Below are 25,716 nucleotides of genomic sequence, written 5' to 3'. Positions count from 1 at the left end.
AGCCAGGACCACCACCGGGCGACATCACCGCGGACCAGGCCAGGGATGGGCCTTGATCGTGGTCAACCTATGTGGGGGTGGCCTCGATGAGACTGAAGGCCGCGGGCGGCGGGAGCGGGATCACGTCGGTCGCCGCGAATCCCGTTCGCTGGCACAGTTTTTCGAAATCGGCGCGGGTGCGTTCGCGGCCGCCGAGGTTGACCAGCATGTTCAGGTCGGACAGGTACATGGTGTGCGGGAGTGTGCCGTCCACGATCTCCGGCAGTACCGGTTCGATGATCAGCAGGCGGCCGTGGTCGGGCATGACGCGGCGGCAGTTGGCGAGGATCGTCGCGCATCGGTCGTCGTCCCAGTTGTGTAGCACGCTTTTGATCAAGTACAGGTCCGCGCCGGCGGGGATCTCCTCGAAGAAGTCGCCGGTCTGCTGGGTGATGCGGTCGTTCGGCGGTGCCTGGGCCAGGCCTTCGTCGGTGTCGAAGAGGATCCCGCGAAGGTGTGGGTGGGCGGCGAGGACGCCGGCGAGCAGCGTGCCGTCGCCACCGCCGACGTCCACCACTGTGTCGAAACGCTCGAACGGGTAGTGCGCGGGCATGACCTGCGCGGTGAGGCGGGTGCCCTGGCTCATCGCGGCGTTGAACGTGGCGGACAGCTCCGGCTGTGTCTTGAGGTGGCTGTAGATGTCGGTGCCGAACACGTCCTTGAAGACCGTCCGTCCATCACGGACCGCTTGGTCCAGGTGGCGCCAGGCACCGACGATCGTCTCGTCGGTGAACAATGTCGCGAGCGCGTGCATCGATCCGGGCACGTCGCGGCGCAGCAGCGCGCCCGCCGGGTTCAGCGCGAACGTGTCCTGCGGGTTCTCGGTGCACACCTCGAGTGCGGCGAGCGCACGCAGCAGCTGGCGCATCGCGGTCTCGTCGGCCGCGCAGGCCTTGGCCAACTCGGCCGTGGTGCGTGCGTCGTCGCCGAGCTGGTCGGCGATGTTCAGCCGAGCGGCCGCGCCGACGACCTGGGCGGCCATCCCCCCGAACACCAGCTGGACGAGCTTCGCGCGGTTCTCCGGCTCAGTCATGCCTCAATCTCTAGCAGAAGCACAGCTACATGACAATGGTTTTCGTTACAGGAGGGTCCGAACTCGGGAGCCCCGTCGCGGGCACCAGCGAACCGCTCGGGCGGGCAGACGCCGTCGCTGTTGTCCAGATCGACAACCTTCTCCGACCCGCCCGCATCTCGGTTGCTCAGCGCGTTCCGGACTAGCGCGCCGGCTGAGGGCTCGGGCGGAATCGTTGGCGCCCAACCCGCTGGCGACGGCGTGCCGGCGCTAGCCGAGCGTGAGGCCTGCGACGCGGTTGCCGCGGGTGGTGAATCGGTAGCGGAGGTTGGTTCCGTTGAAGCCCGAGGATTTGGAAGTCGACGCTGAGCTCGGTGTCGGCGAAGCGCCGGCCGGAGTCGGTTACGATCGCGTCGTCGGTCAACGTCGCCATGATCTGGTCAGCGCGGACCGCCGGACCGAGCGTGGAACGTCCATTGTGGTCACGCGCCGGTGCCAAGGCGGGCGTCGAGCCACTCGATGACGTGTGCGGCGGCCCGGCTGACGTAGGGATCCTGGTCGTAGAGTTCGATGTGGTTGTGGGTGTCGATCCAGGCGAGCTGCTTGTCACCGCCGGCGGCGTCGTAGACCTGTTGGGCGAACTCCGGCCACAGGAACAGGTCGGTGGTGCCGTGCACGATCAGCATCGGTGTCGGCGCGACGAGCGGCGCGTGCGCGATCGCGTTGTAGGCGAAGTAGGACTGCAGGGACTTGGCCACGACCCGGTTCTCCCACGCGGGCGCGTCGCTGCGGGACGTGCGGTCGTAGTAGCTGAACGCCTCGGGGTTGGGCATGAACGCCAGCCCGTCGGACAGGTCGGGCGCGATCGCCGGGATGTACTGCACCTCGCCGGTCTCGTACTCCGTGCCGGCCAGGTCGTTGAGCTGGCGCAGCAGGCTCGCGAACCCGTCGGATCCCATGGCGGCCAGGAAGGTGCCGCCGATGTTGAACCCACCGGCGATGCTGACCACCGCGGCCACCCGCTTGTCCCGGGCCGCGGTCGAGATCGCGTACCCGCCGCCCATGCACACGCCGGCCAGCGCGATCCGCTCCCCGTCGACATCCTCGCGGGCGCGCAGGTAGCTCACCGCGTTGGCGTAGTCGTCGATGATCTGCGCCGGGTCGTAGTAGCAGCGCGGCTCGCCCTCGCTGTCCCCATAGGTCCGCGAGTCGAACGTCAGCACGGTGTAGCCGGCCTCGGCGAACTGCTGCGCATAGTGCGGCAGCGTCTGCTCCTTTACGCTGCTCGCCGGCCCGCACATGACGATCCCCGGCGTGCTCTCGCCCTCCGCTGCCTCGGGTGGGCGGTAGAGATGGCCGGCGAGGATCAGCCTCTCGCTGACGAACCGCACCGGTTCACGGCGGGCCGGATCCGCGACGAGCTGGTGGTCGGCGTCGGCAACGAAAAAGCGCTCCGCGGCGTCAACCGGCTCGGTCAGCCTGGCCGGCGTCGGACGCATGGTGGTCAGTTCCACGAGATACTTCCCCTTGTCGTTTCTGGTTGCCGAATGGTTGTGCCCTGCTGATCACGGGCGCGGCGAGTCACGGGCGCGGCGAGGTGATCGTCTGACCGCGAAGCTGGACGGCCTGCCGCAGCATCCACACGCCGTTGCGCAGTACGAAGTCGTCCCGGAAGGTGCCCACGGTGACAACCAGGAACGTGCCGTTCCCCGGCCGTCGGTGCTCGATCAGCGTTGTCAGCGTGACTACACCCGAAATGGATCGTTTACTCAGCACATCAACGTCTTCGATGGTGACGTTGTGCTCGATCGTCCGAGCCATCGTGGCGAACTGTTGCGGGAACACCTGCCGGATCGCGGTTGCGTCGAGCCGCGATCCGTCCACCATGGTTGAGACGAAATCGTCCGGGACGTGGCGCAGGAACAACTCCGGCCGCTTGTCGACGAACGCCGTCCGGAAGTCCCCCTGGTAGATACCGTCCAGCACGGAACGGGCGGCATCTTCGCTCAGCTGTTCCGGCGCCTCGGCCACGGCCGGCGCTGGTTCGCCCGACATGGGCGGCTCGGCGGCGTCCGCCGTGACAACCAGCGGAATCAGCGATGCCAGCGCGGCGATCACGGCTGCCGTCATCGGCAGTCGCCACGTGGTCCGGCGAGCTCGAGCTGTCCTCAGTAGGTCGGTCACGGCCGTGATCCTTTCGCGAGATGTGTCATTCGGAGCTGGCCACTGTGGCCGGTGGAATGGCGCTGTCCGCATAGAGGAGGAAAGCGCTGATCAAGCCCGAGATATCCGTGATCTTTCAGGTACGGCGTGACGCCGAGCCCGAATACCGCGAGCACGCGAGGCGCGAGCGCCACCCGTTCCGGGGCACTCCTCGGAAGACGCGCCCGATCCCCAGGTCTCGCCGAAGGTCATCGTGTCCAGGAACAGCTCCGACACGCGCAGTCCCGTACGGCCCAACAGCCGAAATCTCATGGCCCGAGTATTGGCGCGCGCCAGCCCGGCCGTCCAAGACAAGCTGTTATAGCCTTCGGTTATGGATGCTCATCTCCGCGACCTGCGTTACTTCTTGACTGTGGCCGAGGAGCTGAGCTTCACCCGAGCCGCCGAGCGGCTCCACCTGTCCCAACCGGCGCTCAGCAAGCAGATCCAAGGCCTGGAGCGCACCCTACGCGCGGCGCTGTTCGATCGTGGTCGTCGGCAGGTTCGACTGACCGCCGCCGGGGAGGCGTTGCTCGCCGTCGCACGGCGGGTCCTCACCGAGTGGGACGACGGCACGGTCGAGGTCGGTGACATCGTCGCCGAGCAACTGCGGACGCTACGAGTCGGCACCCTGACCTCAATCGGCCGCACGCTCTACCGCGAGGCTGTCAACCATTTCGCCACGCGCCGGCCCGGCTGGCGGATCGAGCTCCGTTCCTTCGGTTGGGGCGACCCGACGGCGGGTCTGCACGACCACGCGACCGACGTGGCGTTCCTCTGGCTCCCGGTGGACGCCGAGGACATCAGCTACCACATCCTGCTCAGCGAACGACGGTTCGTGACCCTCAGCAACCAGCACCGACTGGCACACCGCACAACCGTGCTATTCCAGGACCTCCTCGACGAACCGTTCGTGGCCCTCCCACACTCGGCCGGACCACTGCGCGACTTCTGGCTCGGCGCCGACCAGCGACCCGACACACCCGTGACGGTCGTGGCCGAGGTGACCAACGCCGACGAGAAACTCGAGCTCATCGCCTCCGACACGGCGATCGGGCTGGTCGCCGAGAGCAACGCCGCCATCTACGCGCGTCCGGACCTCGTCAGCATCCCGGTGACCGACCTCGGACCCGCGCAGCTGGCCGTCGCCCACCGCCGCGGAGACCGGAGACAGGCCGTCCAGGCCTTTACGCTGGCCTGCACCGACGCCATCCGCAACGCGTATGAACCAGCAGCCAACGGCGCCGAGGTGCCCGCGCCGACGAAGCACCCAGCACGGTGACTCGCGGCGGATGACCGTACCCTCGGGCTGCGCGACCTTGAGAAGTAGTGGTTAGCACTTTCGGATCAGCGGCCGGATGTGCTTGTTGAGGTTCGCGTTCAGAGTGGGCGCCCTTGGCAGGGCTACATGCAGACGGTCCCGCGTCTGACCAGCGGTTTTCCAGCGGGATGCTGGTGATTGAGGGGCAGTTTCATGTCGATCACCCAGGAGGCGATGCGTGGATGGCCGCTTGGGAGCGCGACTCGCCGACAGAGTCGAGCGTTGTCGTGCGGGCGTTGCTGCGGCCGGCGCACCGGCTGCTGATGTTCGCGAGCGTGGTCACGTTGGCGTTGAATGTGGCGGACCCGCTCGTTGCGGGGGAGTACGGAAGGCGGCGTTCGATGCCGTTGGACCTGTTCTCTTGATCGGCTGGGCCGAGGTTGGACCTGGCTTCTTTGCAAGCGCTTGGTGCAGCCCATCCGCCGGAGACCGCCGCCATCCGGACCGGTGTCGAGCTACCGCATGTGCAAGCCAAGGAACAAGTGGGTGCCCAGAGTCGTCTGATTTCGTTGCAGGACAGGGGAATCAGTCGTTCATTTCACGTCTGGCGCCCCCTTTTTCGTCGCGGACACGCTCGGCGTGGGCGGTGACGGCGAGGAACGCCGCCGCGAGCATGGACAGGGCGATGTGCCGGTACCAGGAGTCGTACCTGCGGACTTGGTAGTGGTCCAGCCCAGTCTCGTTCTTGGCGAACTGGAACGTTTCCTCGACGCCCCAACGGGATCCGGCGACGCGGACCAGTTCGGCAAGCGGCACCGGGTGCGGGTATGGCAGATGTTGTAGACCAGTTCGGTGGGTTTGCTGATCGAACGGCGGACCAACAACTGGTGCTCGTCCGCGCCGGGATCCAGCAGCAGCCAGTCATAGAGGCGATGGGCCCTTGCTGCCCTTCCCGTCGGACAGTCGCTGCCAGCCCTTGCGGGGTGCGCTGCGGGTCAGCTCGTCGGCCCGCGCAGGTCCCTTTCGGGGTGGTGAACCGCTGTGCGGTCAACGGTTCGCTGAAGCCCGAGGGGTAGTTGTGGTCGCCGACGAGGTAGATCCCGCCGTACATCACGCCCCAGTCCTGCTGCCCCTGCGCGGTGTCGGAGGCGGGGAGCGCGAGGTTCACCCCGGAAAGCAGTGCCATGATCGTTTCACGGCAGCGCGGACCCGGACATCACCGGGCGGGTACGGAAAACCCGAACCCCGGAATCGGGGGCTCGCCTGATCGTGGCGCGGCGGCGAGATTCCTACGGTCGAAGCCATGAGATCAGGGACGAGGACGGCCGCGGTGATGCTCGACGGGGTGGCCAAGCGGTACGGCAAGGGCAGGCACGCGGTCCAGGCACTGCACGGGATCACGGCCGCCTTCCAGCGAGGTAGCTTCACGGCGGTCATGGGGCCGTCGGGCTCCGGCAAGAGCACCCTCATGCAGTGCGCCGCCGGGTTGGACCGGCCCACGTCGGGTTCGGTGCGGCTGGGCGACGTGGAGATGACCCGGCTGCGGGAGCGCAGGCTCACCGATCTGCGGCGCACCCGGATCGGCTTCGTCTTTCAGTCGTTCAACCTGCTCCCCGCGCTCACCGTGCGGCAGAACGTGCTGCTCCCGCTGCGGCTGTCCGGCGTGCGGGCCGACCGGGAGAGGGCCGGGCGGGCGCTCGCCGAGGTCGGGTTGAGCGGCTACGAGCACCGCCGTCCCGGCGAACTCTCCGGCGGACAGCAGCAGCGGGTGGCGATCGCCAGGGCGTTGATCACCGAACCGGAGGTGGTGTTCGCCGACGAGCCGACCGGGGCGCTGGACACGGTGACCGCCGGCGAGGTGCTGGCGTTGCTGCGCGGGGCCGTCGACCGGCAGGGGGCAACCGTCGTGATGGTCACCCACGATCCGGCGGCCGCCGGGTGGGCGGACCGGGTGCTGTTTCTCGCGGATGGACACCTGGTCGACGACCTCCACGGCGCGTCCGTGGCCAGGATCGGTGACCGGATGCGGGCACTGTCCCCGGCGGCCGTGGCATGAGCACGGGACTCGCCAGGACGTCCATCCGGTCCCGGCCGTCGACATTCGCCGGGGTCGTGGTGGCGCTGACCTTCTCCGCCACCGTGATCTCCACCTGCGTGGCCATGCTCGTCACGGTGGGCCGCATGGCGGAGTTCCCGAACAAGGCCGAGGTGACGGACCTGTCCGCCGCGCTGACCGGCGGCACGGGCTATCTCACGATCCTCATGGCGGCCGTCGTGGCCTCGCTCGCCGTGAACCAGCGGGAGCGGGAGACCGCGCTGCTGCGCGCGGTCGGCGCCCGGCCGGGGCAGGTGCGCCGCATGGTGGTGGCGGAGATGTTGCTGTGCGCGGCGCCGTCGGCGGTCGTGGGATACGCGCTCGGCTCGATCGCCGTGCGGCAGTGGTACCGGGCCATGGCGGCGCAGGGCATGGTCCCGGCGGACGGGCAGGTCAGCGTGGGGATGCTGCCGCTGCTCGTGAGCTTCGGGGTGCTCGGTCTGACGTCTGTGATCGGCGGCCTGATCGCCGCGCGGCGCGCCGCCCGCACCCGACCCGCGGCGGCCATGGCCCGCGCTGCGGCGCCGAGGGACGGGATGACGTGGCCGCGGCGGGTGCTGGCGGTGGTGGCGCTGGCCGGGTCGGTGGCGCTGACCGTGGTGGCGTTCTTCCTACCCCAGGAGACCGCCTACGACCTGGTTCCGCTGCTACTGCTCGCGTACCTGGTGGCGGTCGGGGCGGCCGGGCCGTTCCTCGGCCGGCTCGTCACCGCCCTGACCGTGCCGGTGTCCCGGCTGCTCGGCGTTACCGGCGAGCTGGCGGTCGCGAACAATCGGGCCCGGTCTCGCCGGATGTCGGCCGCCATCGCCCCCATCGCCTTCGCTTCCTCGTTCGCCGTGGCGAAACTCGGCGAGCTGTACCGGGACGGGCGCGGACTGAGCGACGTGGAGTGGCTGGAGATCTTCGGTACCGGGATGTACGCGGGGTTCGCGGCGGTCATCGCGGCCAGCACGCAGGTGATGTTGACCATGGAGCGCCTGCGTGAGGTGTCGTTGCTGCGGCTCGTGGGGGTGCGGCGGCGGCGTGTCGTGGGCATGGTGGTCTGGGAGTCGACCATCATCGCGGCCGGAGCCGTGGCGATCGGCGCCGTCGTGGGGACCGTGGTGTCGGTCCCGATGATGGCGGGCGGCCTGCCCACGGTGCCTGCGGCCGGCTGGTTCTGGATCACCGGGAGTGGGGTGCTGGTGGTGGTCGCCGCGGCGGTCCTGCCGCTGCTGCGGTTGCTGACGATCCGGCCGATCGAGGGGGTGGCGGTGCGCACATGAGGTATTCCGCCGTCAGGTTTGCCACGGCAGCGCGCCTGGTGGGTGCCCCGTTCGGGCGACGGCAGCGTGGCGAGTTCGGCCTCGCGCTGATCGGTCTGATCCCCGGCCTGGTTGGCGGAGTGCTCACGCTGGTTCTGCTATCCGCCGGCGCGGTGCTGACCGTGGTCAACATCGGGTTGCTGCTGCTGGTCGGGGTGCTCGCCGGTGTTCGCCACCTTGGGGGGTTCCACCGCTGGTTGCTGCGCCGGTTGGTGGGTGAGCACATCCCGCCGCCCCGCCGGGACGCCCGCCCGTCCGGTCTCGCGGCGGCCCGCCGGAGGCTGACCGGCTCGGACGGCTGGCGGGCCGTCGCCTATGTCCTGCTGTACATCCCGCTGTCGGTCCTGTTGTTCGTCGTGCTCGTCGGGGTCCGCGTCTACGGCTTCGGGTTCCTCACCTACCCGTTGTGGTGGTGGCTGTTGGACTCCGACGGCGAGCGCGGCCTCGGGGTGGGCGAGCTCCAGCTCGACACGTGGCCGTCGATGGTCGTCGTGTGCGTGGTGGGGCTGGCGGTGCTGGCGTTGTCGACCTGGGGCGGGGGCCGGCTCGTGGCGCTCGTGGTCGCGGCTGCCCGCGCGCTGCTCGGTCCCGCTCCTCTGTCGGCCAGGGTGCGGGCCCTCGAGGAGACCCGCGGTCTGGCCGTGGCGGACTCGGCGGCGGCACTGCGGCGGATCGAGCGCGACCTGCACGACGGGGCACAGGCCCGGCTGGTGGCGTTGGCCATGTCGTTGACCATGGCCAAGGAGAAGCTGCAGCCTGCCGCTCCCTCGGGCGAACAGCTCGACCAGGCCAAGGCGCTGGTCGACGGTGCGCTGCGGGGAGCGCGGACGGCCATCCAGGAGCTTCGTGAACTCGTCCGCGGCATCCACCCGCCGATGCTCGACGTGGGTCTGGCCGAAGCGCTGGAGAGCCTGGTGGCCGACTACAGGCCGTCGGTCACTGTGGACTCCCGACTGCGGCGGCGTCCTTCCCCCGCGGTCGAGACCATCGCCTACTTCTGCGCGGCGGAGCTGATCACCAACGCCGCCTGGCACAGTGCTGCCGGCGAGATCACGGTGCTCCTCCGGCAGTCCGACGACGAGCTGGTGGTGACCGTGCGGGACGACGGTCGGGGTGGCGCGGTCATCGGCGCTGGCAGCGGTCTGACGGGGCTGGCGACCCGGATCCGTCCGGTGGACGGGACGCTGGACCTCTCGAGCCCGCCGGGCGGGCCGACCACCGCAGTGGTTCGGTTGCCGTTATCTGTCCCGTCCTAGTCGTCGTCGAGGAGGAATCGTGCGCACCGTCATAGCCGAGGACGCGGTGATACTGCGGGACGGCCTGGTTCAGCTGCTCACCGACCGCGGCGTGGAGGTCGCGGCGGCGGTGGGCGACGTCGAGTCGGTGCACGCCGCCGTGGCCGAGCACGAGCCGGACGTGGTCGTGCTGGACATCCGGATGCCGCCGACCTTCACCGACGAGGGGCTCCGCGCGGCCGTGGCGCTGCGGGAACGGCACCCCGGTCTCGGCGTGCTGCTGTTCTCGCAGTACGTGGAGGTGCGCTACGCCTCCCAGCTGCTGACCGGAAACGCCGCCGGCATCGGGTACCTGTTGAAGGAGCGGGTGCTCGCGGTGGACGACTTCATCGACGCGCTGCGCCGGGTGGCCGCCGGCGGCACGGCGCTGGACCCGGAGGTGGTGTCCCGGCTGCTGGCCACCCGGCACGTCCGGTTCGGGCTGGAGTCGTTGAGCCGGCGGGAGAGGGAGGTGCTGGATCTGATGGCCCAGGGCCACACCAATGTTGGGATCGCCCACGAGATGACGATCAGCGACCGGGCCGTGGAGAAGCACGTCAGCTCCATCTTCACGAAGCTGGACCTGCCGCGCACCGAGGGACAGCACCGCAGGGTGCTTGCCGTGTTGCGGCACCTGGGAGTGGAATGAGGGCTCGTTGCGAAGAATCCGGCCCGACGCGCGAACCGCCGATCCTGGGGGAAATCCGACAGGGGCGGTCATGCGTGTCGAGCCATCCCGGCGCGGAGTCGACGATCGCGAACACCGTGGCCGGGCCAGTGTTGTCGCGTTCGACCGCACCAAGGATCTCGTGCGCAAGGTACTCCAGGACGAGCAACCGCGCGTAGAGGTCCGGCATCCGATCCTGCCGTTGGGCTTGGGTGCGGAGTTGGGCCGCCGACCTGGCACTCCTGACCGCCCGCCGCACCGACCTGGTCTCCGATCGGGTGCGGGTGAGGGCCGTTGCCTGCCAGAACGTGATCACGGTGCCGCCCTCACCCCAGTCGAGTTTGAGACCATCCACACCGCCGCACACGCGGCCTGACAACCATCACACCCGAACCGTCAATCAAAGTCTGGGCAGTCCCCTTGGGCCAGGGCTCGCTGTTCCGGGCACGTTGCTCGAAGTCAGCGCGATCGCGGCTGTTGGCTCGTAGATCTCCGTCGTCGGCGACCACGCGTGACGGCTGGAGCACGTCGAGCGCCGAGGGTTGCCGGCCCTGTGGCCACCGTCCTCGCCGGTCGGGAGTCGTGGGCCGTCGTCGGAGGTGTCGCAGGCGGAGGGGATGAAGGTGCGCGTCCGGCCCGGTCGGTGACGGTTCACGGGCGGCCTCGGACTTCCCCGACCGGGAAGTCCGAGGCCGTCGTTCCGCGGCTTCCACCGGCCAGCGGTGCGCCGGGCGTCGCGTCGTTGTTCGCGTCCGAATTGTTGAGTGTCGCCCAGCGCACCAGAGGCACGGTGATCGCGGTCGTGATCACCGCGACGACGACCAGCACGGTGTAGGCCAGTTGGTTGATCAGACCGGCCTGGTAACCGATGGTCAACACCACCAGTTCGGTCACGCCGCGGCAGTTCATCAGCAACCCGAGCCGGATCGCGTCACGCGCCGGCAGGCCGGCCAGCCGTGCGCCGACGCCGGCGCCGACCATCTTGGACACCACGGCCGCTATCAGCAGCACGATGAGCGCCAGCAGAGCCGACGGCGCCGTGGCGAGCAGCCCGACCGAGGTGCTCAGTCCGACACCCGCGAAGAACAGGGGCAGCAAGATGATCAGTGTGAAGCCCTCGAGCTGCTGACTTATCCGAGCAACGCACGGCGCGTTCCTCGGCATCGCGACACCGAAAAGGAAGGCGCCGACGACCGGATGCAGCTGGATGGCCTGGGTCAGCACCGCGTAGCCGATCGCTCCCGCGACCAGCACCACCGTCAGCGACTGGCTCGATTCGAGCCGCCGCACCATGGCCGCCAGCAGCGGACGCACGCACAAGACGGTGACCAGCACCAACGCGGTCGCCAGCAGCAGGATTCGCCATCCCGAGCCGTTCCCGACCTGTCCGGACAGCAGGAACGCCAGGACTAGCCAGACGCCACCGTCACCGATCGCGGCGGCGGACAACGCGACCGTGCCGACCCGCGTCTCGGACAGCTGCAGGTCGGCCAGTATCCGCGCGAGGACCGGCAGCGCGGTCACCGCCAGGGCAAGCCCGACGAACAGCATCGTCGCCGTTGGCGCCGCCCCGTCCTGGCCGGCGAACAGGCCGCCGGTGGCGGCTACGATTCCCGCACCCGCGACGCACGGCAGGAGCATGCCGCCGGCCACCGTTGTGGCGACGACCCCCTTGCGTTCGATCCGATCGGTGCGCAGCTCGCAGCCAAGCAGGAAGACGAACACGACCAGGCCGAGTTGTGCTGCCGCGCCAAGCCCCTCGACTACCGCGGACGGGAACAGGAACGCGCTTGCCGCAGGCCATACCGCACCGAGCAGCGACGGTCCGAGCAGCAACCCACCGACCATCTCACCAAGCACCGGCGGCTGGCCGATCCGCCTCGCCACCGTGGCGAGCAGCTGGCAGCTCATCAGGATCACCGCGATCGCGATGAGGTAGTGGGTCACCGAGTCGACGGCCGGCAACCCGGTCGCGGCCAACAGCGGAACCATGCCGGCCAGGACCGCGAGTCCGGCGACGACGCCGACCACGGTTCGGGCGCGGTGCGGTACGGATCTGTTGCCTTCGAACGGATCGGGCATCCGCTAACGCGCCGAATCTTTGTCGCGGAGGCCGATCAGTGCGGAAATCTCATCGAGGTCGTACTGGGCCCGTCCTGGCGTTCCGTACCTGGTCAGCTTTCCCCGACTCGCCCATTTCCGTATCGTTTCGATCTTGACGCCGGCTGCCAGTGCCGCGACCTTGGTCGGTACCAGCCGTCGGCCCGCGCTCAGGGTCATGCGATCGAACCCTTGCGACCTGTACCGCCGTGCGCGAAGCGCAGGGCCAGCGACAGCCACTGGCGCGGATCAACCGCGTGCCCGGCCTCGCAGCTCACGCGGTTGCCGCCCGAGCCGACGCCGTCCGGGTCGATATGCGCGTACACCTTCCGCCCACACCCGGGCCGCTCGCACAGTCCGAGCGCGACGTAGTCCGTCGGGTTGATCGCGTGCCGGGCACGGGTGCATACGCGGGCGAACTCCTCGATCGCGTCGACGATGGCCGGGTGACTCACCAGAAAGCTCAGATTGTCCAGCAGGAACTTCACCAGCGCGGTGACCTCCCGGCGTGGCCGGAGCGGTAGGCCCGCCTCCTCCGCCACCAGCGCCGCCCACGACGACAAGAGGGACAGGACTTCCGTGCGAGCGGTGACCAGAGTGTCCCGTAGAACTATTCCAGGGCTTTTCCTGCCACGAGATTGACCGAGGCCGCGCGTGCGCTCGCCGTGCAGCACGACCCCACACCTCGCATACAGCAACGGCAGTGCCTGTAATGCCTCGTCAAGCTTCCGCACGCAGGGTAGGCATATGCGCGCCCCACCCGCCGAAGTTGCCGATTGCTGAAGTTTGGTGGACACCGCGCTAGTGCAATTGGGGGATTCGCATTGCGCCTCGGGCATCTCAACTCCTCGGGTGATTTCCGTCGACGTCAGCACCTTGGCACCTTCTGGAATCAGCGCGCTGCGACGCTGATATGGCGACGTAATAGCAACCTGATAGCGAGCTAATCGCAATTGGTCGTGTTGTCAACGGTGCATATTAGGCAAATGATGTGATCCATGTCACCCTTGTCTCGGGAGCGTGGGAATGTCACGGTTGGTGGGACGGCACCGCTGTGTCCAGATGTGGAAATCTCCCACTGAGCAGCAATTACTCTTGATGTCGTAGATCATTTCGCTTGTCGCTCGCGCGCGCCGCATCAGTGCGCAGGTCGCGGCGGAAGGGATTATCGTAATGCAAAAGGACGCCTTGCGGGTCGCCATTATCCTCGGTACGGCGCAGGAGGGACGTTCGGGATCGGCGGTGGCCAACTGGTTCACCGGTCAGGCTCGGCTGTTCGATCAATTTACCATCGACGTAATCAACCTCGCTGAGGTCGAGTTGCCACTGGTCCCGCCGCGGTCGTCGGCATCCGCCGATGCCGACGTGCTGGCCGACACCGCTGCGCGACTGACCGCCGCGGACGCGTTCGTCGCCATTACGCCGGAGTACAACCACAGCTTTCCCGCGTCGCTGAAGAATCTGATCGACTGGCACCGTACGCCGTGGCAGGCCAAACCCGTCGCCTTCGTGTCGTACGGCGGGCTGGCGGGCGGACTACGTGCCGTGGAACAACTGCGTGGCGTCTTCGCCGAGCTGCATGCCGTCACGATTCGAGACACGGTCAGCTTCCACGTGGTGTGGGATCAGCTCGACGATGACGGCAACCTGTGCACCTCCGACGCGGTCGTGCCGGCGAAAGTGCTTCTCGAGCGGCTGGTCTGGTGGGCGACAGCGCTCAAGAACGCCCGTACCCAGCAGCCCTACGTCGCCTGACGGCCGCGAGACCGGGGCACACGCGGAGACCGAACGAGACCGGAGGCTGATCAGTCGTGGACAGCAAGAATCGATTCGAGACGAAGAGCACGCACGCGGTCGCCCGCGCTGAGTGGCTCATGGGGTTGCTGGTCGCTGTCGTGCTGGCGATATACAACATCGGACAAATCGACTGGTTCGTCTTCGTCGGACTGTTCGTGGTGATTGACGTCATCGGTTACATCCCCGGTGCGATCGCCTATCATCGCAGTCCGGACGGCGCGATCTCAAAGGGCTACTACGTTGCCTACAACGTAATGCACAGCCTCCTCACCGCCGGGGCGATCGCCCTGGTGTGGGCCTTGATCTTCGGGCCAGAATGGGCGTTGCTCGCGCTGCCCATCCATCTATTCGGGGATCGAGCGCTGTTCGGCAACACCATGAAGCCGTTCGGGATTCCCTTTGAGCCGGTGACGACGCCGGAGTTCGCGGAATTCGAACGGGAATATCGTGGTGAGCAAGGTGTGGCCGTTCGTGAAAGAGTCGATTCTGGAAGGGTATAGAATGAGATTTCTCGCACGGGAACGCGCCACGCTCGAACGGATGCTGCCGGGCCTGGACGAGGCTCTGCAGGACATCCCGCTCAGCAAACTGGAGAGCGACTCGTCACCGGGTATCTCCCTGCTGCGGGAATCAGGCGGTGCCGGTCTGCTCATTCCGGCCGAATACCAGGGCAAAGGCGCCAGTGCGTTGGAGGCCGTGCAAATTCAGCGTGCGATCGGCTCCCGGTCCCCGTCTCTGGCGGTCGCCGCCACCATGCACCATTTCTCAGTCTCCAGCTTGGTGTACATGGCCGCTTTCGGCGGCCAAGAATGGCTGTTGCTCGAAGCCATCGCGACCAAGAACATGCTGTTGGCCTCCGGGTTCGCCGAGGGACGCCCGGACGGACGCATTCTGGCGCCGAGCATGGATGTCACGGTTACCTCGGAGGGAGTGCGGGTCAGCGGGTACAAGCGGCCGTGCAGTCTCGCCCGGTCCATGGATTTGCTGACCGTGAGCATGCGCTTGCCTGCGCCGGACGGTACTGGCGACCGGTTGGCCGTCGCCTTGATTCCGGCCTCCGACCCCGGCGTGACTGTCACGCCGTTCTGGTCCAGTTTCGTTCTCGCCGGCGCGGAGAGCGATCAAGTACGCATCGACGACGTGCTGGTTCCGGACAGCCTGGTGGTGCTGACCGAGGTGACTACCGACGGCGAGCTGGACGACGTCCAGACTGCCGGGTTCGTGTGGTTCGAACTGCTGATGACCGCTTCGTATCTCGGCGCGGCGAGCGCGATCGTGGAGCAGGCGCTGGCCAGTGAGAAGTCGTCGGAGACGGCGCGACTCAAGCTGGTTTCGAACCTCGGGGCGGCCGCGGCGGCGGTCGAGAACATCGCGCGTCAGATTCCGCGGTCGCAGTCCGACATGGCGCTGCTGGCGGACACCCTGCTGGTGCGCTACGCCGTGCAGGACGCCATCGCCGCCGTGGTACCCGCCGCCGTGGAGCTGCTCGGCGGGCTGCGGTTCATGTCCGCGAACGACATCGGATATCTGGCGGCCGCGGTGAACGGGCTCGGTTTTCATCCGCCGTCGCGGGGTCGAATGGCCGGACCACTGACCCGGCATCTCGCCGGCGACACTCTCAAAATTGCTTGAGGAGCAACACATGACGTGGCGGAAGAAAACCATTCTGCTCACCGGCGCCAGCGGTCTCGTCGGTCGGGCGCTGATCGACGACCTTGCCGCCGAATTCGACGTCGTGTGCCTGCGTCATCGCCGGTCGATCAACGATGTCCGGGTCAGTGAGTTCTCCGGTTCCTTCGCCGAGCCGTGCCTCGGTTTGTCGCCGGCGGACTACGCGGTGCTGGCCAAGCGGGTGGACGCCATCGTGCATGCGGCGGCGGCGACCAGTTGGAAGCTGAGCCCGGAACGCATCCGGGAGGTCAACACCAGCGGGGCGACCGCGTTGCTGGGGCTCGCCGAGCAGGCGTCGGCTCCGCTGTACTTCCTGAGCACCGCGTTCGTCGCGTGTCCACCGGAGAAGCATCACTCACCCGGTGCCGCGGCCTACGTCGACTCCAAGATCGAGGCGGAGGCGATCGTCCGGGAACACCCAGCGCCGAGCGTGATCGTCCGGCCCTCGATCATCATCGGAGACTCGCTGGACGGTCGAATGTCGCAGTTCCAGGGCATCCACGCGGTGATGGGTGCCATCATGCGCGGCCAGGCCCCGATGATCCCCATGCCGGCCGATGCCCTGATCGACTTCGTGCCGCTGGACGCGGTGACCGGGGTCGTCGGCAAGCTCCTGCGCGAGAACATCACCGCCGGCGAGTTCTGGCTGACCGCTGGGGACCAGGCGCTGTCCGCGCTTGAGCTGCTGGACGTCTGCATGGAGCTGGCGGCGGACCTCGGGCTGGGTACCCCGAAGCCGCGGCTGATCCCGACCGAGGCGGTGGATCGCCTGATCCTTCCGCTGCTGGAGGACTCACTGCCGCCCCGGCTGGCCGCGAGGTTCAAGTTCCTGCTCGAGTTCGCCAGCCTTTTCCAGAAGTCCGGTGCGCTGCCGAACTCGATGTCGGAGTTGGGATTCGCCGATAGCGTCACCAACAAGGCCCTCAGCCGGGCCGCGTACAACACGTTGTACTACTGGGCGCAAGGCAAGGGCCTGGCACCCACGAACCAGAAGCAGCTTGCATGACACCGCCTGTGTCGACCTCAAGATCAAGCCCTGCCGAGTATGCGACCACACAGAATCTTCCGTTCCCCGACGCAACCACGACATTCAACTCCGGGGAGGCGGAACTGTCATGACGGTCGCGGAGGTCAGGCTGGACATCGAGAATCTGTGCCGGACACATCAGGGCGCCGGGCGGGCGTCGCTCGGGCGGCTGTTGGGCGGGATGGCCGAGGTCGACTCCTCGGGTGCCTGGGTTCTTACGCACGACGGCCGACGTTTCTTGAATTTCGGCGGCCACGGGGTGTACCTGCTCGGCCATCGTCACCCGGCGGTGACCGCGGCTGTGCGGCAGCAGCTCGAAACACATCCGATGTCCACTCGGGTCTTCTTCGAGCCGGTGGGAATCGAGGCGGCGGCCGAGCTGGCCTCGGTCACCCCGCCCGGTCTGGATCTGGTGCACTTCGTCAACTCCGGGACGGAGGCGACGGAGGCCGCGCTGAAACTCGCGCGGGCGCACGGCAAGACCGAGCTGGTCACCACGAACCGGGGGTTCCACGGGAAGACCCTTGGCGCGTTGAGTGTGACGGCTCGCCGGCTCTACCAGGATCCGTTCGAGCCTTTGCTGCCGGGCGTCACCGTCGTGCCGTACGGAGATCCGGTGGCGCTGGAAGCGGCGCTGGCCGCGGTCGCCGGGCGCGGCTGCGTCATCGTCGAGCCGGTGCAGGGCGAGGGCGGGGTGATCGTGCCGCCGCCGGACTACCTCGCGACGGCCGCCCGACTGTGCCGGCGCTACGACTCGCTGCTGATCGTCGACGAGATCCAGACCGGCCTCGGTCGGCTCGGCAGTTGGTGGGGCGTCGATACCGCGGGGATGGTGCCCGACCTGCTCCTGGTGGGAAAGGTGCTGTCCGGTGGGGTGGTCCCGGTGTCCGCCGTGGTGACCACGGCGGATATCTACAAGCCGTTCGCCAAGGACCCGTACCTGCACTCCTCCACGTTCGCGGCGTCGCCGATCGCCTGTTCGGCGGCGCTGGCGGCGGTCCGGGTCGTGCGCGACGAGGACATCGTGTCTCGCGCGGCCACGCTCGGCGAAGAGTTGCTCGACGCGGTGCGCGGCGTGACGTCACATGTCGAGACCGAGCGGGTCGAGGTGCGTGGGCGCGGTCTGCTGATCGGCATCGAGTTCGACGAACCCGGGCTGGTCGGCGAGTTGTACCTCAACCTGGTCGACCGTGGTGTGCTGGTGAACCATTCGTTGAACTCACCGACGGTCCTGCGACTTACTCCGCCGGCGATTCTTTCGCCGGCGGAACTGGAGTTCTTCAACACCGTGTTCGCCGAAGCGGTAGCGGAAACGGTGTCCAAGTGACGTCGAGGCAAGGAATATAAGAAATGCCCAAAGTCATCATGTCCTTCATTGTTCCTGGTTTCGACCCAGCTGCCGCCTTCGACCTCGTCAGTGATTTCAAGAGCTATCCGGAGCTGACCGACGCTGTGGTGGCCGTCGACCTGAAGGACAGCGAGGAGCCCGGAATCATCTCGACCTGGACCGTGAAGTTCCGACGCGGCCTGCTGTGCTGGACCGAGCACGACGTGTTGGACCGGGCGGCAGGCGAGATCGAGTTCCACCAGTTGGAGGGAGATTTCGAGGTATTCGACGGATATTGGCGCGTCAGGGCCGCCCCGGGCGGCACGGAGGTGCAGTTCGAGGCGCACTTCGATCTCGGCATGCCGACGCTCGCCGATCTTCTCGACCCGGTGGCCGAACGAGCGCTTCGTGACAATATCGCGCTGATCCTCGCCGGCCTGTTCGGTGAGATTCACCAGGTTGCGAAGGCGAGTTAGGTAGTGGCTCGCGCGCAGCTGTCCACGTCCGATATCACGTCACATGACGCGCTGGCCGTAGTCGAGAAGCTCGGCCAGAGCTCTTCGATGTTCCTGGCACTCAACGAGGGCAACAGGTACTTCTCGGTCGAAGACCGGCCCGGACTGATCGCCTACCGGCCGGCCGGGCGCCGGTACTGGGTGCAGCTCACCGGCGCCTGCGCGGCGGACGCCGATCGCGGACCGCTGGACCGCGCGTTCGCCGATGCCGCCCGGGCGGCCAGGAAGCGGGTCATCGCCGTGCAGTTGAACCGCGCCGACGCCGAACGTGCGGCGACAGCGGACTGGGTCGTGAACCAGTTCGGCTGTTCCTACAGCATCGACCTCGCCCAGTTCAGCTTGCGCGGGCAGAAGTTCGTCAAGACCCGCAACATGATCGCCCGATCGCGGCGGGAGGGAGTGACGGTCAGCGAGGCCGCGGCGGATCGACTGGCTGTTCCGGAATTCGCGGCGCAACTCGACGGCGTCGACGCCGCCTGGCTACGCAACAAGGGGCGGCATGTCAAGGAGCTGCGACTGATGATCGGTGAGCGTGGCGGCGCGATGCAGAACCGGCGTCGGCTGTTCGTCGCGGAGGTCGACGGCCGGGTGGTCGCCTACATCTCGTACTCCCCGGTGTACGGCGAACGGGCAGGTTGGCTGTATGACCTGACCCGGCGCGCACCGGACGCCCCGCCCGGAGTCATCGAGCACGTGTTCTCCGAAGCGGCGCAGACGTTCCGCGACGAGAAGGTCGGTTGGCTGCACCTCGGGCTCACCCCGTTCGTCGGACTGCATCCCGAGCACGCGGTGCCTACCTCATCCCGACTGCTGAACTCGGCGTTGTCCCTGATCGGAGAACGTGGCTCCGCGCTCTATCCGGCCAAGGGCCAGCTCGCCTTCAAGCTCAAGTGGCGGCCGCAGTCGGTGACACCCGAGTACATCGCATTCCCTCGCCGTGTTCGCCTGCGAGACGTTCTGTGTCTGGCACTGGCGACGAATTCGCTCTGAAGGAAGTGGACATGGTTGACGCAACCAGGTGCCTGGACACGGCGCCGATCTGGGTGCAGCTCGCCGGCTATGTGCCCAACGAGCCGCGCCTGAGTGGGACGAGCCGCGCGGATCTGGTCATCGTAGGTGGCGGACTGAGCGGCTTGGCCACCGCCTACTTCGTGGCCAAGGCATGGCCGGGTATGAAGATCGCCATACTCGAGGCGGGCCGGATCGGCGGGGGCGCAACCGGCGGCAGCACGGGCATCGTCGGACCTGGGCTGAAGATGTCGATTCGGCGGCTGCGCAAGACCTATGGCGACCAGATCGCTCGCGTCGCCTTCGAAGCGTCGCAGCAGGGCGTGAACCTGCTACGAGAGATCATCTACGCCGAGCAGATCGACTGCGACGCCCGCGACGAGCCGCACACCCTCGCCGCCATCACCCACCGCCAGCGCGACCGGATGGCGGCTCATCTCGCGGATCTGGACAGCCTCGGATACACCATCGACTGGCTCAACGAGGACGAACTGGTCAGACGAGCCGGTCCCGGTTACGTGGCCGGCTTCTCCTACGACGATGTTCTGCTGGTCGATCCGTACCGGCTGGCGGTCGGTCTGGCCAAGGCCGTTCGCGAACTCGGCGTCGATATTCACGAACACAGCCGGGTGCTGGAAATGCGCACGACGGGCAGCACCGCGACCACGTTGTCGACCACGTCGGCCGACATCACGGCCGATCGGGTTCTGCTGGCGATGGACGGCTACTCGGGAAAGCTGGAACCGTTCCGGCGCAGCGTGATTCCGATCAGGGCACACGTGATGGCCACGGCGCCACTGACCGACCAGCAGCGTGCCGAGCTCGGCTGGAACGGCCGGGGCGGAATCATCGATCAGCGGAACTACTTCAACTACTACCGCATGACGGCCGACCAACGGCTCGTCTTCGGTGGCGGCCCGGTCGTCGTGCCGACCGAGGACCCGGTGCCCGACTCGCGCAGCGCGGACGCGGTGCAGGTGCGGCTGCGACGGGAGATGGCGGCCAGGTTCCCGGTGCTGCGGGACATCCCGGTGGTGGCGCGCTGGAAGTCGCTGGCCGGGAGTACGGAGGATCGGTTGCCCATCGTCGCCGGCGTGCCTGGCATGCCCGGCGTGCACTACGCCGGTGCCTGGTGCGGCCATGGACTGTCCTTGTCGGTCCACTCCGCCTGGCGGTTCAGCGAACTGCTTTGGGGCCAAGCCGATTCGCACCTACTGCCCTGGACCAAGTCACGGGGGATCGCGCTGCCGAGGCCGGCACTCGAACTGGGCTCCCGGCTCTACGTGCGCCTGCTCGACCTGGCGGACAAGTACGACGTCCGCACCGGCGCGGTGCGGCCGCCGGCCGAGCCGCGGGTGTTCCAGCCGGCCGAATCGTCGACCGCCACGCGGCGGATGGAGGTTGTCCGCTGATGAGCGAGAACAACGGCGCGGCCGTGGCCGGCATCGAACACGCCGACATCGTCATCGTCGGCGCGCGGATCGCGGGCTGCGCCATGGCCATCCGGTTCGCCGAGGCAGGCAAGCGTGTGGTGCTGCTCGACCGCGGTGCCCGCGAGACCGACGTGCTGTCCACCCACTACCTGCAAGATCTGCGGCTGTGGGACGACCTCGGCGTGTTGCACGAGCTGCACGCGCTCGGTGCGCCACCGCTGCACAGCACCCGCACGGTCATGGACGGCGTCGACATGTCGGTGCACCACCCGCAGTGGCCGCGCATGTGCGTTCGCCGCGCCGGTCTCGACGAAATGCTCCGTAGGCGGGTGGAGGCCGTCGGCGTGCCGGTGCGCACCGGCCTCACGGTCAGCCGGGTGCTGACCGAACGCAACGGCCGGGTCAGCGGGGTGCTCGCCATCGGCTCCGACGGTGTCGAGCACCGCATCCTGGCGCCGCTGGTGGTCGGCGCGGACGGTCGGAACTCCACGGTGGCGAAGCTGGTCAACGCGAAGAAGTACGCGGTGACCACCAACGACCGCGACGCGATCTGGCGTTACTACCGGAACCTGCCGACCCCACTCGAGTTCCAGCTGGTGCGCGACGGCCGCGACATCTACTTCATGGTGCCCTGCGACGACGGCCTCACGCTGGTCGTCGCCCAGCCAACGCGTGACGATCCCCGTCCCTACTACCGCGACAGGGCGGTCTTCGAGGAGAACGCGCAACGCATCATTCCGACCCTGCGCGGCCTGTTCGACGGTGCCGAACAGGTCGGCGAACCACGACAGGTTCGACGGATGGACGGCTACTTCCGGGAAGCTGCCGGTCCGGGATGGGTGCTGATCGGGGATTCCGGGCATTTCAAGGACGTCATCACCGGTCAGGGCATCTCCGACGCGCTGAGGCAGGTACACGCGCTCACCCGGCGACTGCTGCCGGCGTGGGGCTCTCCGCGCACCATTGATCGCGCCACCGCGCGGTGGTGGCCAGAGCGGGACGTCGATGCCCGGCCGATGTACTACTTCTCCCGGTCCATCGGACTCGGCCTGCCGACCAACTCGGTCGACGTCGAACTGTTCCGGTATATCAGCACGTCACCGCGCCGGCGCGACAACCTGACGCTCATGCTCCGGCACGAGTACAACCCGCGCCGCCTGATGGGGCTGCCGGCGGCCGTCTCCGTGGCCAAGGCCCTCGGGCGCGCGCAAAACTCGGCGAGCCAGGTGTTCAACGACGCGCAAGCCTCGCTGTACCGCCAGTTCGGCCGGAAGCAAGCGAGGTGAACCGTCGTGGACCACTCACTGCCTGACCTCGGCTGGCGGCATCCGGATCTTGGCGAGCCGAGCCCGACCCGAATCGGATCGGGACAGGTTCGCGTCTTCCAACGGGGTTCCGGCGAGCCGATCGTCCTGGTGCACGGCGCCATGGTCAACGCAAATCTGTGGCGTCAGGTCGTCCCGATGCTGGCTTCGCGATTCCGCGTCGTCACCCTGGATCTGCCGTTCGGCTCGCATGATCGCCCGGTCGAGCAGGCGGACCTGACCCCGCCCGGCATCGCGTCGATGGTCGTCGAGACGATGGAGACGCTCCGGCTGGGTGGGGCGACCCTGCTGGCCAACGACACCGGCGGCGCGATAGCCCAGTTGATCGTCGCGGAGCGTCCGGACCTGATCGGACGGCTGGCACTGACCTCGAGCGACGCGTACGCGGACTTCCCGCCGGCGGCTTTCGGGTTCATGCGGGCCGCCGCGGCCCTGCCGGGCGGGCTGCTGCCGCTGTTGGCGCCCATGCGGATGCGCGCGTTGCGGCGACTGCCGTTCGCGCAGGGGTGGCTCACCCGCAGACCGCTATCCCCCGTCATCTCCGACTCCTATCTGCTGCCGTCGATCCTGGACCGGCGCATCCGCAGGGACTTGGCGCGGGTACTGGTCGGGTTGCGGTCGAAGCACACCGTGGCGGCGGCCGAGCGTTTCCGCGAATTCGAGCGCCCGGTGCTCGTGGCTTGGTCGCGGCAGGACCGCTTCTGTCCCATCGCCAATGCCCGCCGGCTCGCCAGGGAATTTCCTGACGCGCGCCTGGAATGGGTTGAAGACGCGTACACCTTCTCCCCGGAAGACCAGCCGGCGCGGGTGGCGGCACTTGTTTCGCACTTCATCAGCACTACCGAACCAGGGGTCGCAAATGTCCGATGACCCGCGCGCGCGATGGCGCCACCGCAGTCTCGGGGTACCGCGCGAACTGACGTTGTCCACCGGAAAACTGGTCTGTTTCGAGGCCGGCGAAGGCGAGCCCGTGGTGTTTCTGCACGGGCCGTTCACCAACGCCAACGTATGGCGCAAGGTGGTGGCCGCGCTGTCCGGCGGCTTCCGTTGTATCGCCATCGACCTGCCCTACGGCTCGCACACCATCCCGGTTCCCGAAGCGGACCTGTCATTTCGCGGGTTGGCCGAGATCACCGTCGAGGCGCTTGAACAGCTGGGTCTCGACGACGTGACGCTGGTCGGCAACGACGGGGGCACGGCCGTCGCGCAGGTGGTCGCGATGACCCGGCCGGACCTCGTCGGGCGACTGGTGCTGACCGATGGGGGTGCGTACGACAACGCCCCGCCCCGCCGTTACCGGTCGGTCCTGAAGGCGATCGCGTACGCGCCGCTGGCGCGGGAGCTGATACTCGGGCCGCTGCGCTGGCGACCACTGCGCCGGCTGCCGTTCGCGCAGGGCTGGCTTACCAGCCGGCCGGTCGAAAGCGCGACGTCGGATTCCTGGGTGTTGCCCGCGCTGGTCGACGACGGCGTCTACGCCGACGCCCGGCGTATGTTGCGCGCTCTCGATCCCGCCCTGTTGTCGGAACTCGCGCGGCGGCTGTCCGACTTCACCGCGCCGGTGCTGGTGGCGTGGTCGACGACGGACAAGGTGTACCCACCCACTCATGCCCGGCGCCTCGCCGACGACTTCGCCGACGCCCGTCTGGTGTCGATACCCAACTCCGGCGTGCTGCTGGGAGAGGAAAGACCGTTCGAATTGGCCACCCACATAGGTGAGTTCGTGCGGGGCACGCACCTCGCTCCGGTCACCGCCACCGCGCCGACACAGAAAGTTGACGAACATGCTTGAACTCAGCAAATCCGAGGTAGGACAACGCGGCCGCGAGTTCGACGTCGCCGTCATCGGTGGCGGCATCGGCGGTACCACGCTGGCCGCCATCCTGGCCAGGCATGGCGTCCGGGTGGCGATCATCGAGGCCGGCGGTCATCCCCGGTTCGCCATCGGCGAGTCCACGGTGCCGGAAACCATCGTCGGCCTTCGGGTCATGGCCGCTCGCTACGACGTGCCCGAGCTCGGTTACCTGGCCGGCCACCACACCCTGCGGCGCAAGGTCAGCACCGCGTCCGGGGTGAAACGCAACTTCGGCTTCGCCTACCACCGCGCAGGGGAGGGGTTCCGCGCCGAGGAATGCACCATGCATCCCACCTGGAGCCCGCCGATCGGCCCGGACTCACACTTCTTCCGGCAGGACATCGACGCCTACCTGTTCCAGGTCGCGCTGTCCTACGGGGCCACCGGCCTCACCTACACGCCGGTCACCTCGGTGGAGTTCGACGCCGACGGGGCCACGATCAAGACCGCGACGACCGGCGACTACCGGGCGAAGTTCATCGTCGACGCCGGTGGCATGCGCAGCGTGCTCGGTGAGCAGCTCGACCTGCGCGTCGACCCGCCGTACCAGACGCATTCGCGCACCATCTTCAACCACTTCGTCGGTGTCGAGCCATTCGACAAGGTGATCCCGTCCCGTAAGGAACACGGGATGCCGAGCCCGTTCGCGCAGGGCACGCTGCACCACATTTTCAAGGGCGGCTGGGCGTGGGTCATTCCGTTCGACAACCACATCGGCAGCACAAGCAATCTGTGCAGTGTCGGTATCAACCTGGATCTCGACGAGTATCCGAAGCGGGACGGTGAATCGCCGGAGGACGAGTTCTGGGCGCATGTCAACCGGTTCCCCAGTTTCCAGAAACAGATGAGCCGGGCGTACGCGGTGCGGCCGTACACCTCGTCGCAGCGCAGCCAGTTCTCCTCGAAACAGGTGATCGGCGATCGCTGGGTGTTGCTGCCGCACGCCTCGGACTTCATCGACCCGTTGTTCTCCAGCGGCCTCGCGGTCACCACGATGATCATCAACGCGCTCGGGCATCGGCTCATCGACGCGGTGCGCACGGACGACTTCTCGATCGATCGTTTCGAATACATCCAGACCTGGACCAAGAAGTCGTTCGGGTACTACGACAAGCTGGTCAGCTACTCCTACACCTCATGGGACGACTTCGACCTGTGGAACGCCTGGCACCGGGTGTGGTCCCTGGCCACCATGTACGGTGCGAACTCGCAGCTGACTGCGTTGATGGCCTTTCGGAGCAGCAAGGACGAGCGCGCGTTCGACCGATTGGAGCAGGCGCCCTACCGGGGTCTGCAGGCGGTGGACAATCCCAGGTTCGCCGAGATGTTCGAGGCTGCCTGCGCCGCCATGCAGTCCTATCGGGACAAGACGATCGACGTGGCGGAAGCCTGTCACGACATCCACGTCGCACTGTGCGCGAGTGGCTTGGTGCCGTCCTCCCGCTGGACCGGTTGGCGCGCGCTCGACCCGGACAACAGGGTGCCCACCGGCAAGTTCGACATGTTCGGCATGGCCAGGGTCTTGTTGTGGGGCAAGTTCGCCAGCCCGAAGCATGTACGCGGTACTTACTTCACCAACGGTTTCGCCGAGGTGTCGAAGGACGCGACGAAACTGCTTCTGGCCGAGGCGAGTCGCGGTCTCAGCGTCGGTGTCCAGGCGGCACGGGACATGTTGACCTACCGCAACCGTGACTACCGAAAGGTCGGCGGGCTGGATTAGCGCGCGTCGCGCGCTGTTCGAACAAGTCGGTGGGCGTGTTGTGAACGAACCTCGCCGAACACGCCCTGATCGTCACCGGGTCGT

24 protein-coding genes are annotated in these 25,716 nt (G+C 67.6%); 18 read left to right on the top strand and 6 right to left on the bottom strand.

Annotated features, from left to right (window positions below; all coding sequences use genetic code 11):
• Positions 1-67: 67 nt before the first annotated feature.
• The 3 genes from ACRDSK_RS03055 to ACRDSK_RS03045 form a co-directional block, all read right to left on the bottom strand.
• Positions 68-1,072, bottom strand: a complete 1,005-nt coding sequence (locus ACRDSK_RS03055) for a methyltransferase (protein WP_431438319.1) — start codon at positions 1,070-1,072, stop codon at positions 68-70.
• 461 nt (positions 1,073-1,533) lie between these two features.
• On the bottom strand, positions 1,534-2,565 hold the full coding sequence (locus tag ACRDSK_RS03050; protein ID WP_431438318.1) for an alpha/beta hydrolase: 1,032 nt from the start codon (positions 2,563-2,565) through the stop codon (positions 1,534-1,536).
• 67 nt (positions 2,566-2,632) lie between these two features.
• On the bottom strand, positions 2,633-3,181 hold the full coding sequence (locus tag ACRDSK_RS03045) for a hypothetical protein (protein ID WP_431438317.1): 549 nt from the start codon (positions 3,179-3,181) through the stop codon (positions 2,633-2,635).
• A 406-nt stretch (positions 3,182-3,587) separates the two neighbouring features.
• Between ACRDSK_RS03045 and ACRDSK_RS03040 the strand changes: the two genes are divergently transcribed.
• A complete protein-coding gene (locus ACRDSK_RS03040; protein ID WP_431438316.1) occupies positions 3,588-4,535 on the top strand; it encodes a LysR family transcriptional regulator in 948 nt (315 codons plus the stop codon).
• 221 nt (positions 4,536-4,756) lie between these two features.
• A complete protein-coding gene (locus ACRDSK_RS03035; RefSeq protein ID WP_431438353.1) occupies positions 4,757-4,939 on the top strand; it encodes a hypothetical protein in 183 nt (60 codons plus the stop codon).
• 160 nt (positions 4,940-5,099) lie between these two features.
• On the opposite strand, the gene ACRDSK_RS03030 is transcribed toward ACRDSK_RS03035, so the two are convergent.
• Positions 5,100-5,330, bottom strand: a complete 231-nt coding sequence (locus ACRDSK_RS03030; protein WP_431438352.1) for a hypothetical protein — start codon at positions 5,328-5,330, stop codon at positions 5,100-5,102.
• A gap of 487 nt (positions 5,331-5,817) precedes the next feature.
• Between ACRDSK_RS03030 and ACRDSK_RS03025 the strand changes: the two genes are divergently transcribed.
• The 4 genes from ACRDSK_RS03025 to ACRDSK_RS03010 are packed head-to-tail and all read left to right on the top strand — an operon-like array spanning position 5,818 to position 9,836.
• Complete coding sequence (locus ACRDSK_RS03025) at positions 5,818-6,570, top strand: ABC transporter ATP-binding protein (RefSeq protein ID WP_431438315.1); 753 nt, start codon at positions 5,818-5,820, stop codon at positions 6,568-6,570.
• Positions 6,567-7,874: an FtsX-like permease family protein gene (locus ACRDSK_RS03020; protein WP_431438314.1), complete on the top strand. Its 1,308-nt coding sequence runs from the start codon at positions 6,567-6,569 to the stop codon at positions 7,872-7,874. Before ACRDSK_RS03025 ends, ACRDSK_RS03020 begins: the two co-directional genes overlap by 4 nt.
• Before the next feature lie 38 nt (positions 7,875-7,912).
• Complete coding sequence (locus ACRDSK_RS03015; protein ID WP_431438313.1) at positions 7,913-9,169, top strand: sensor histidine kinase; 1,257 nt, start codon at positions 7,913-7,915, stop codon at positions 9,167-9,169.
• Between the two features lie 19 nt (positions 9,170-9,188).
• On the top strand, positions 9,189-9,836 hold the full coding sequence (locus tag ACRDSK_RS03010) for a response regulator transcription factor (RefSeq protein WP_431438312.1): 648 nt from the start codon (positions 9,189-9,191) through the stop codon (positions 9,834-9,836).
• A gap of 669 nt (positions 9,837-10,505) precedes the next feature.
• Here the strand turns inward: ACRDSK_RS03010 and ACRDSK_RS03005 are convergent.
• The gene (locus ACRDSK_RS03005; RefSeq protein WP_431438311.1) at positions 10,506-11,936 is read right to left on the bottom strand and encodes a cation:proton antiporter; all 1,431 of its coding nucleotides are present in this window, start codon (positions 11,934-11,936) and stop codon (positions 10,506-10,508) included.
• Between the two features lie 194 nt (positions 11,937-12,130).
• A complete protein-coding gene (locus ACRDSK_RS03000) occupies positions 12,131-12,628 on the bottom strand; it encodes a hypothetical protein (RefSeq protein ID WP_431438310.1) in 498 nt (165 codons plus the stop codon).
• Between the two features lie 499 nt (positions 12,629-13,127).
• On the opposite strand from ACRDSK_RS03000, the gene ACRDSK_RS02995 reads away from it, so the two are divergent.
• The 12 genes from ACRDSK_RS02995 to ACRDSK_RS02940 all read left to right on the top strand — a co-directional run bounded on the left by ACRDSK_RS02995 (position 13,128) and on the right by ACRDSK_RS02940 (position 25,632).
• Positions 13,128-13,709, top strand: coding sequence for an NADPH-dependent FMN reductase (locus tag ACRDSK_RS02995; protein ID WP_431438309.1), 582 nt, complete (start codon positions 13,128-13,130; stop codon positions 13,707-13,709).
• 56 nt (positions 13,710-13,765) lie between these two features.
• Complete coding sequence (locus tag ACRDSK_RS02990) at positions 13,766-14,251, top strand: hypothetical protein (protein ID WP_431438308.1); 486 nt, start codon at positions 13,766-13,768, stop codon at positions 14,249-14,251.
• Positions 14,199-15,383, top strand: a complete 1,185-nt coding sequence (locus tag ACRDSK_RS02985; RefSeq protein ID WP_431438307.1) for an acyl-CoA dehydrogenase family protein — start codon at positions 14,199-14,201, stop codon at positions 15,381-15,383. The genes ACRDSK_RS02990 and ACRDSK_RS02985 overlap by 53 nt, the downstream gene beginning before the upstream one ends.
• 10 nt (positions 15,384-15,393) lie before the next feature.
• Complete coding sequence (locus ACRDSK_RS02980) at positions 15,394-16,428, top strand: SDR family oxidoreductase (RefSeq protein ID WP_431438306.1); 1,035 nt, start codon at positions 15,394-15,396, stop codon at positions 16,426-16,428.
• 109 nt (positions 16,429-16,537) lie between these two features.
• The gene (locus tag ACRDSK_RS02975; protein WP_431438305.1) at positions 16,538-17,776 is read left to right on the top strand and encodes an aspartate aminotransferase family protein; all 1,239 of its coding nucleotides are present in this window, start codon (positions 16,538-16,540) and stop codon (positions 17,774-17,776) included.
• 23 nt (positions 17,777-17,799) lie between these two features.
• On the top strand, positions 17,800-18,252 hold the full coding sequence (locus ACRDSK_RS02970; protein ID WP_431438304.1) for a type II toxin-antitoxin system RatA family toxin: 453 nt from the start codon (positions 17,800-17,802) through the stop codon (positions 18,250-18,252).
• Between the two features lie 3 nt (positions 18,253-18,255).
• Positions 18,256-19,281, top strand: a complete 1,026-nt coding sequence (locus tag ACRDSK_RS02965) for a phosphatidylglycerol lysyltransferase domain-containing protein (RefSeq protein WP_431438303.1) — start codon at positions 18,256-18,258, stop codon at positions 19,279-19,281.
• Complete coding sequence (locus tag ACRDSK_RS02960; RefSeq protein WP_431438302.1) at positions 19,251-20,711, top strand: NAD(P)/FAD-dependent oxidoreductase; 1,461 nt, start codon at positions 19,251-19,253, stop codon at positions 20,709-20,711. Before ACRDSK_RS02965 ends, ACRDSK_RS02960 begins: the two co-directional genes overlap by 31 nt.
• The gene (locus ACRDSK_RS02955; protein WP_431438301.1) at positions 20,711-22,018 is read left to right on the top strand and encodes an NAD(P)/FAD-dependent oxidoreductase; all 1,308 of its coding nucleotides are present in this window, start codon (positions 20,711-20,713) and stop codon (positions 22,016-22,018) included. Before ACRDSK_RS02960 ends, ACRDSK_RS02955 begins: the two co-directional genes overlap by 1 nt.
• 6 nt (positions 22,019-22,024) lie before the next feature.
• A complete protein-coding gene (locus ACRDSK_RS02950) occupies positions 22,025-22,927 on the top strand; it encodes an alpha/beta fold hydrolase (protein ID WP_431438300.1) in 903 nt (300 codons plus the stop codon).
• Positions 22,917-23,849, top strand: a complete 933-nt coding sequence (locus ACRDSK_RS02945) for an alpha/beta fold hydrolase (protein ID WP_431438299.1) — start codon at positions 22,917-22,919, stop codon at positions 23,847-23,849. The genes ACRDSK_RS02950 and ACRDSK_RS02945 overlap by 11 nt, the downstream gene beginning before the upstream one ends.
• Positions 23,842-25,632, top strand: coding sequence for an NAD(P)/FAD-dependent oxidoreductase (locus ACRDSK_RS02940; protein ID WP_431438298.1), 1,791 nt, complete (start codon positions 23,842-23,844; stop codon positions 25,630-25,632). Before ACRDSK_RS02945 ends, ACRDSK_RS02940 begins: the two co-directional genes overlap by 8 nt.
• Positions 25,633-25,716: the final 84 nt, after the last annotated feature.

This window comes from Actinophytocola sp., from assembly GCF_050699915.1.
Classification (GTDB): domain Bacteria; phylum Actinomycetota; class Actinomycetes; order Mycobacteriales; family Pseudonocardiaceae; genus Actinophytocola.
Note: the sequence above shows the minus strand (reverse complement) of the source record. Positions and strands in the feature narration are given on the sequence as shown.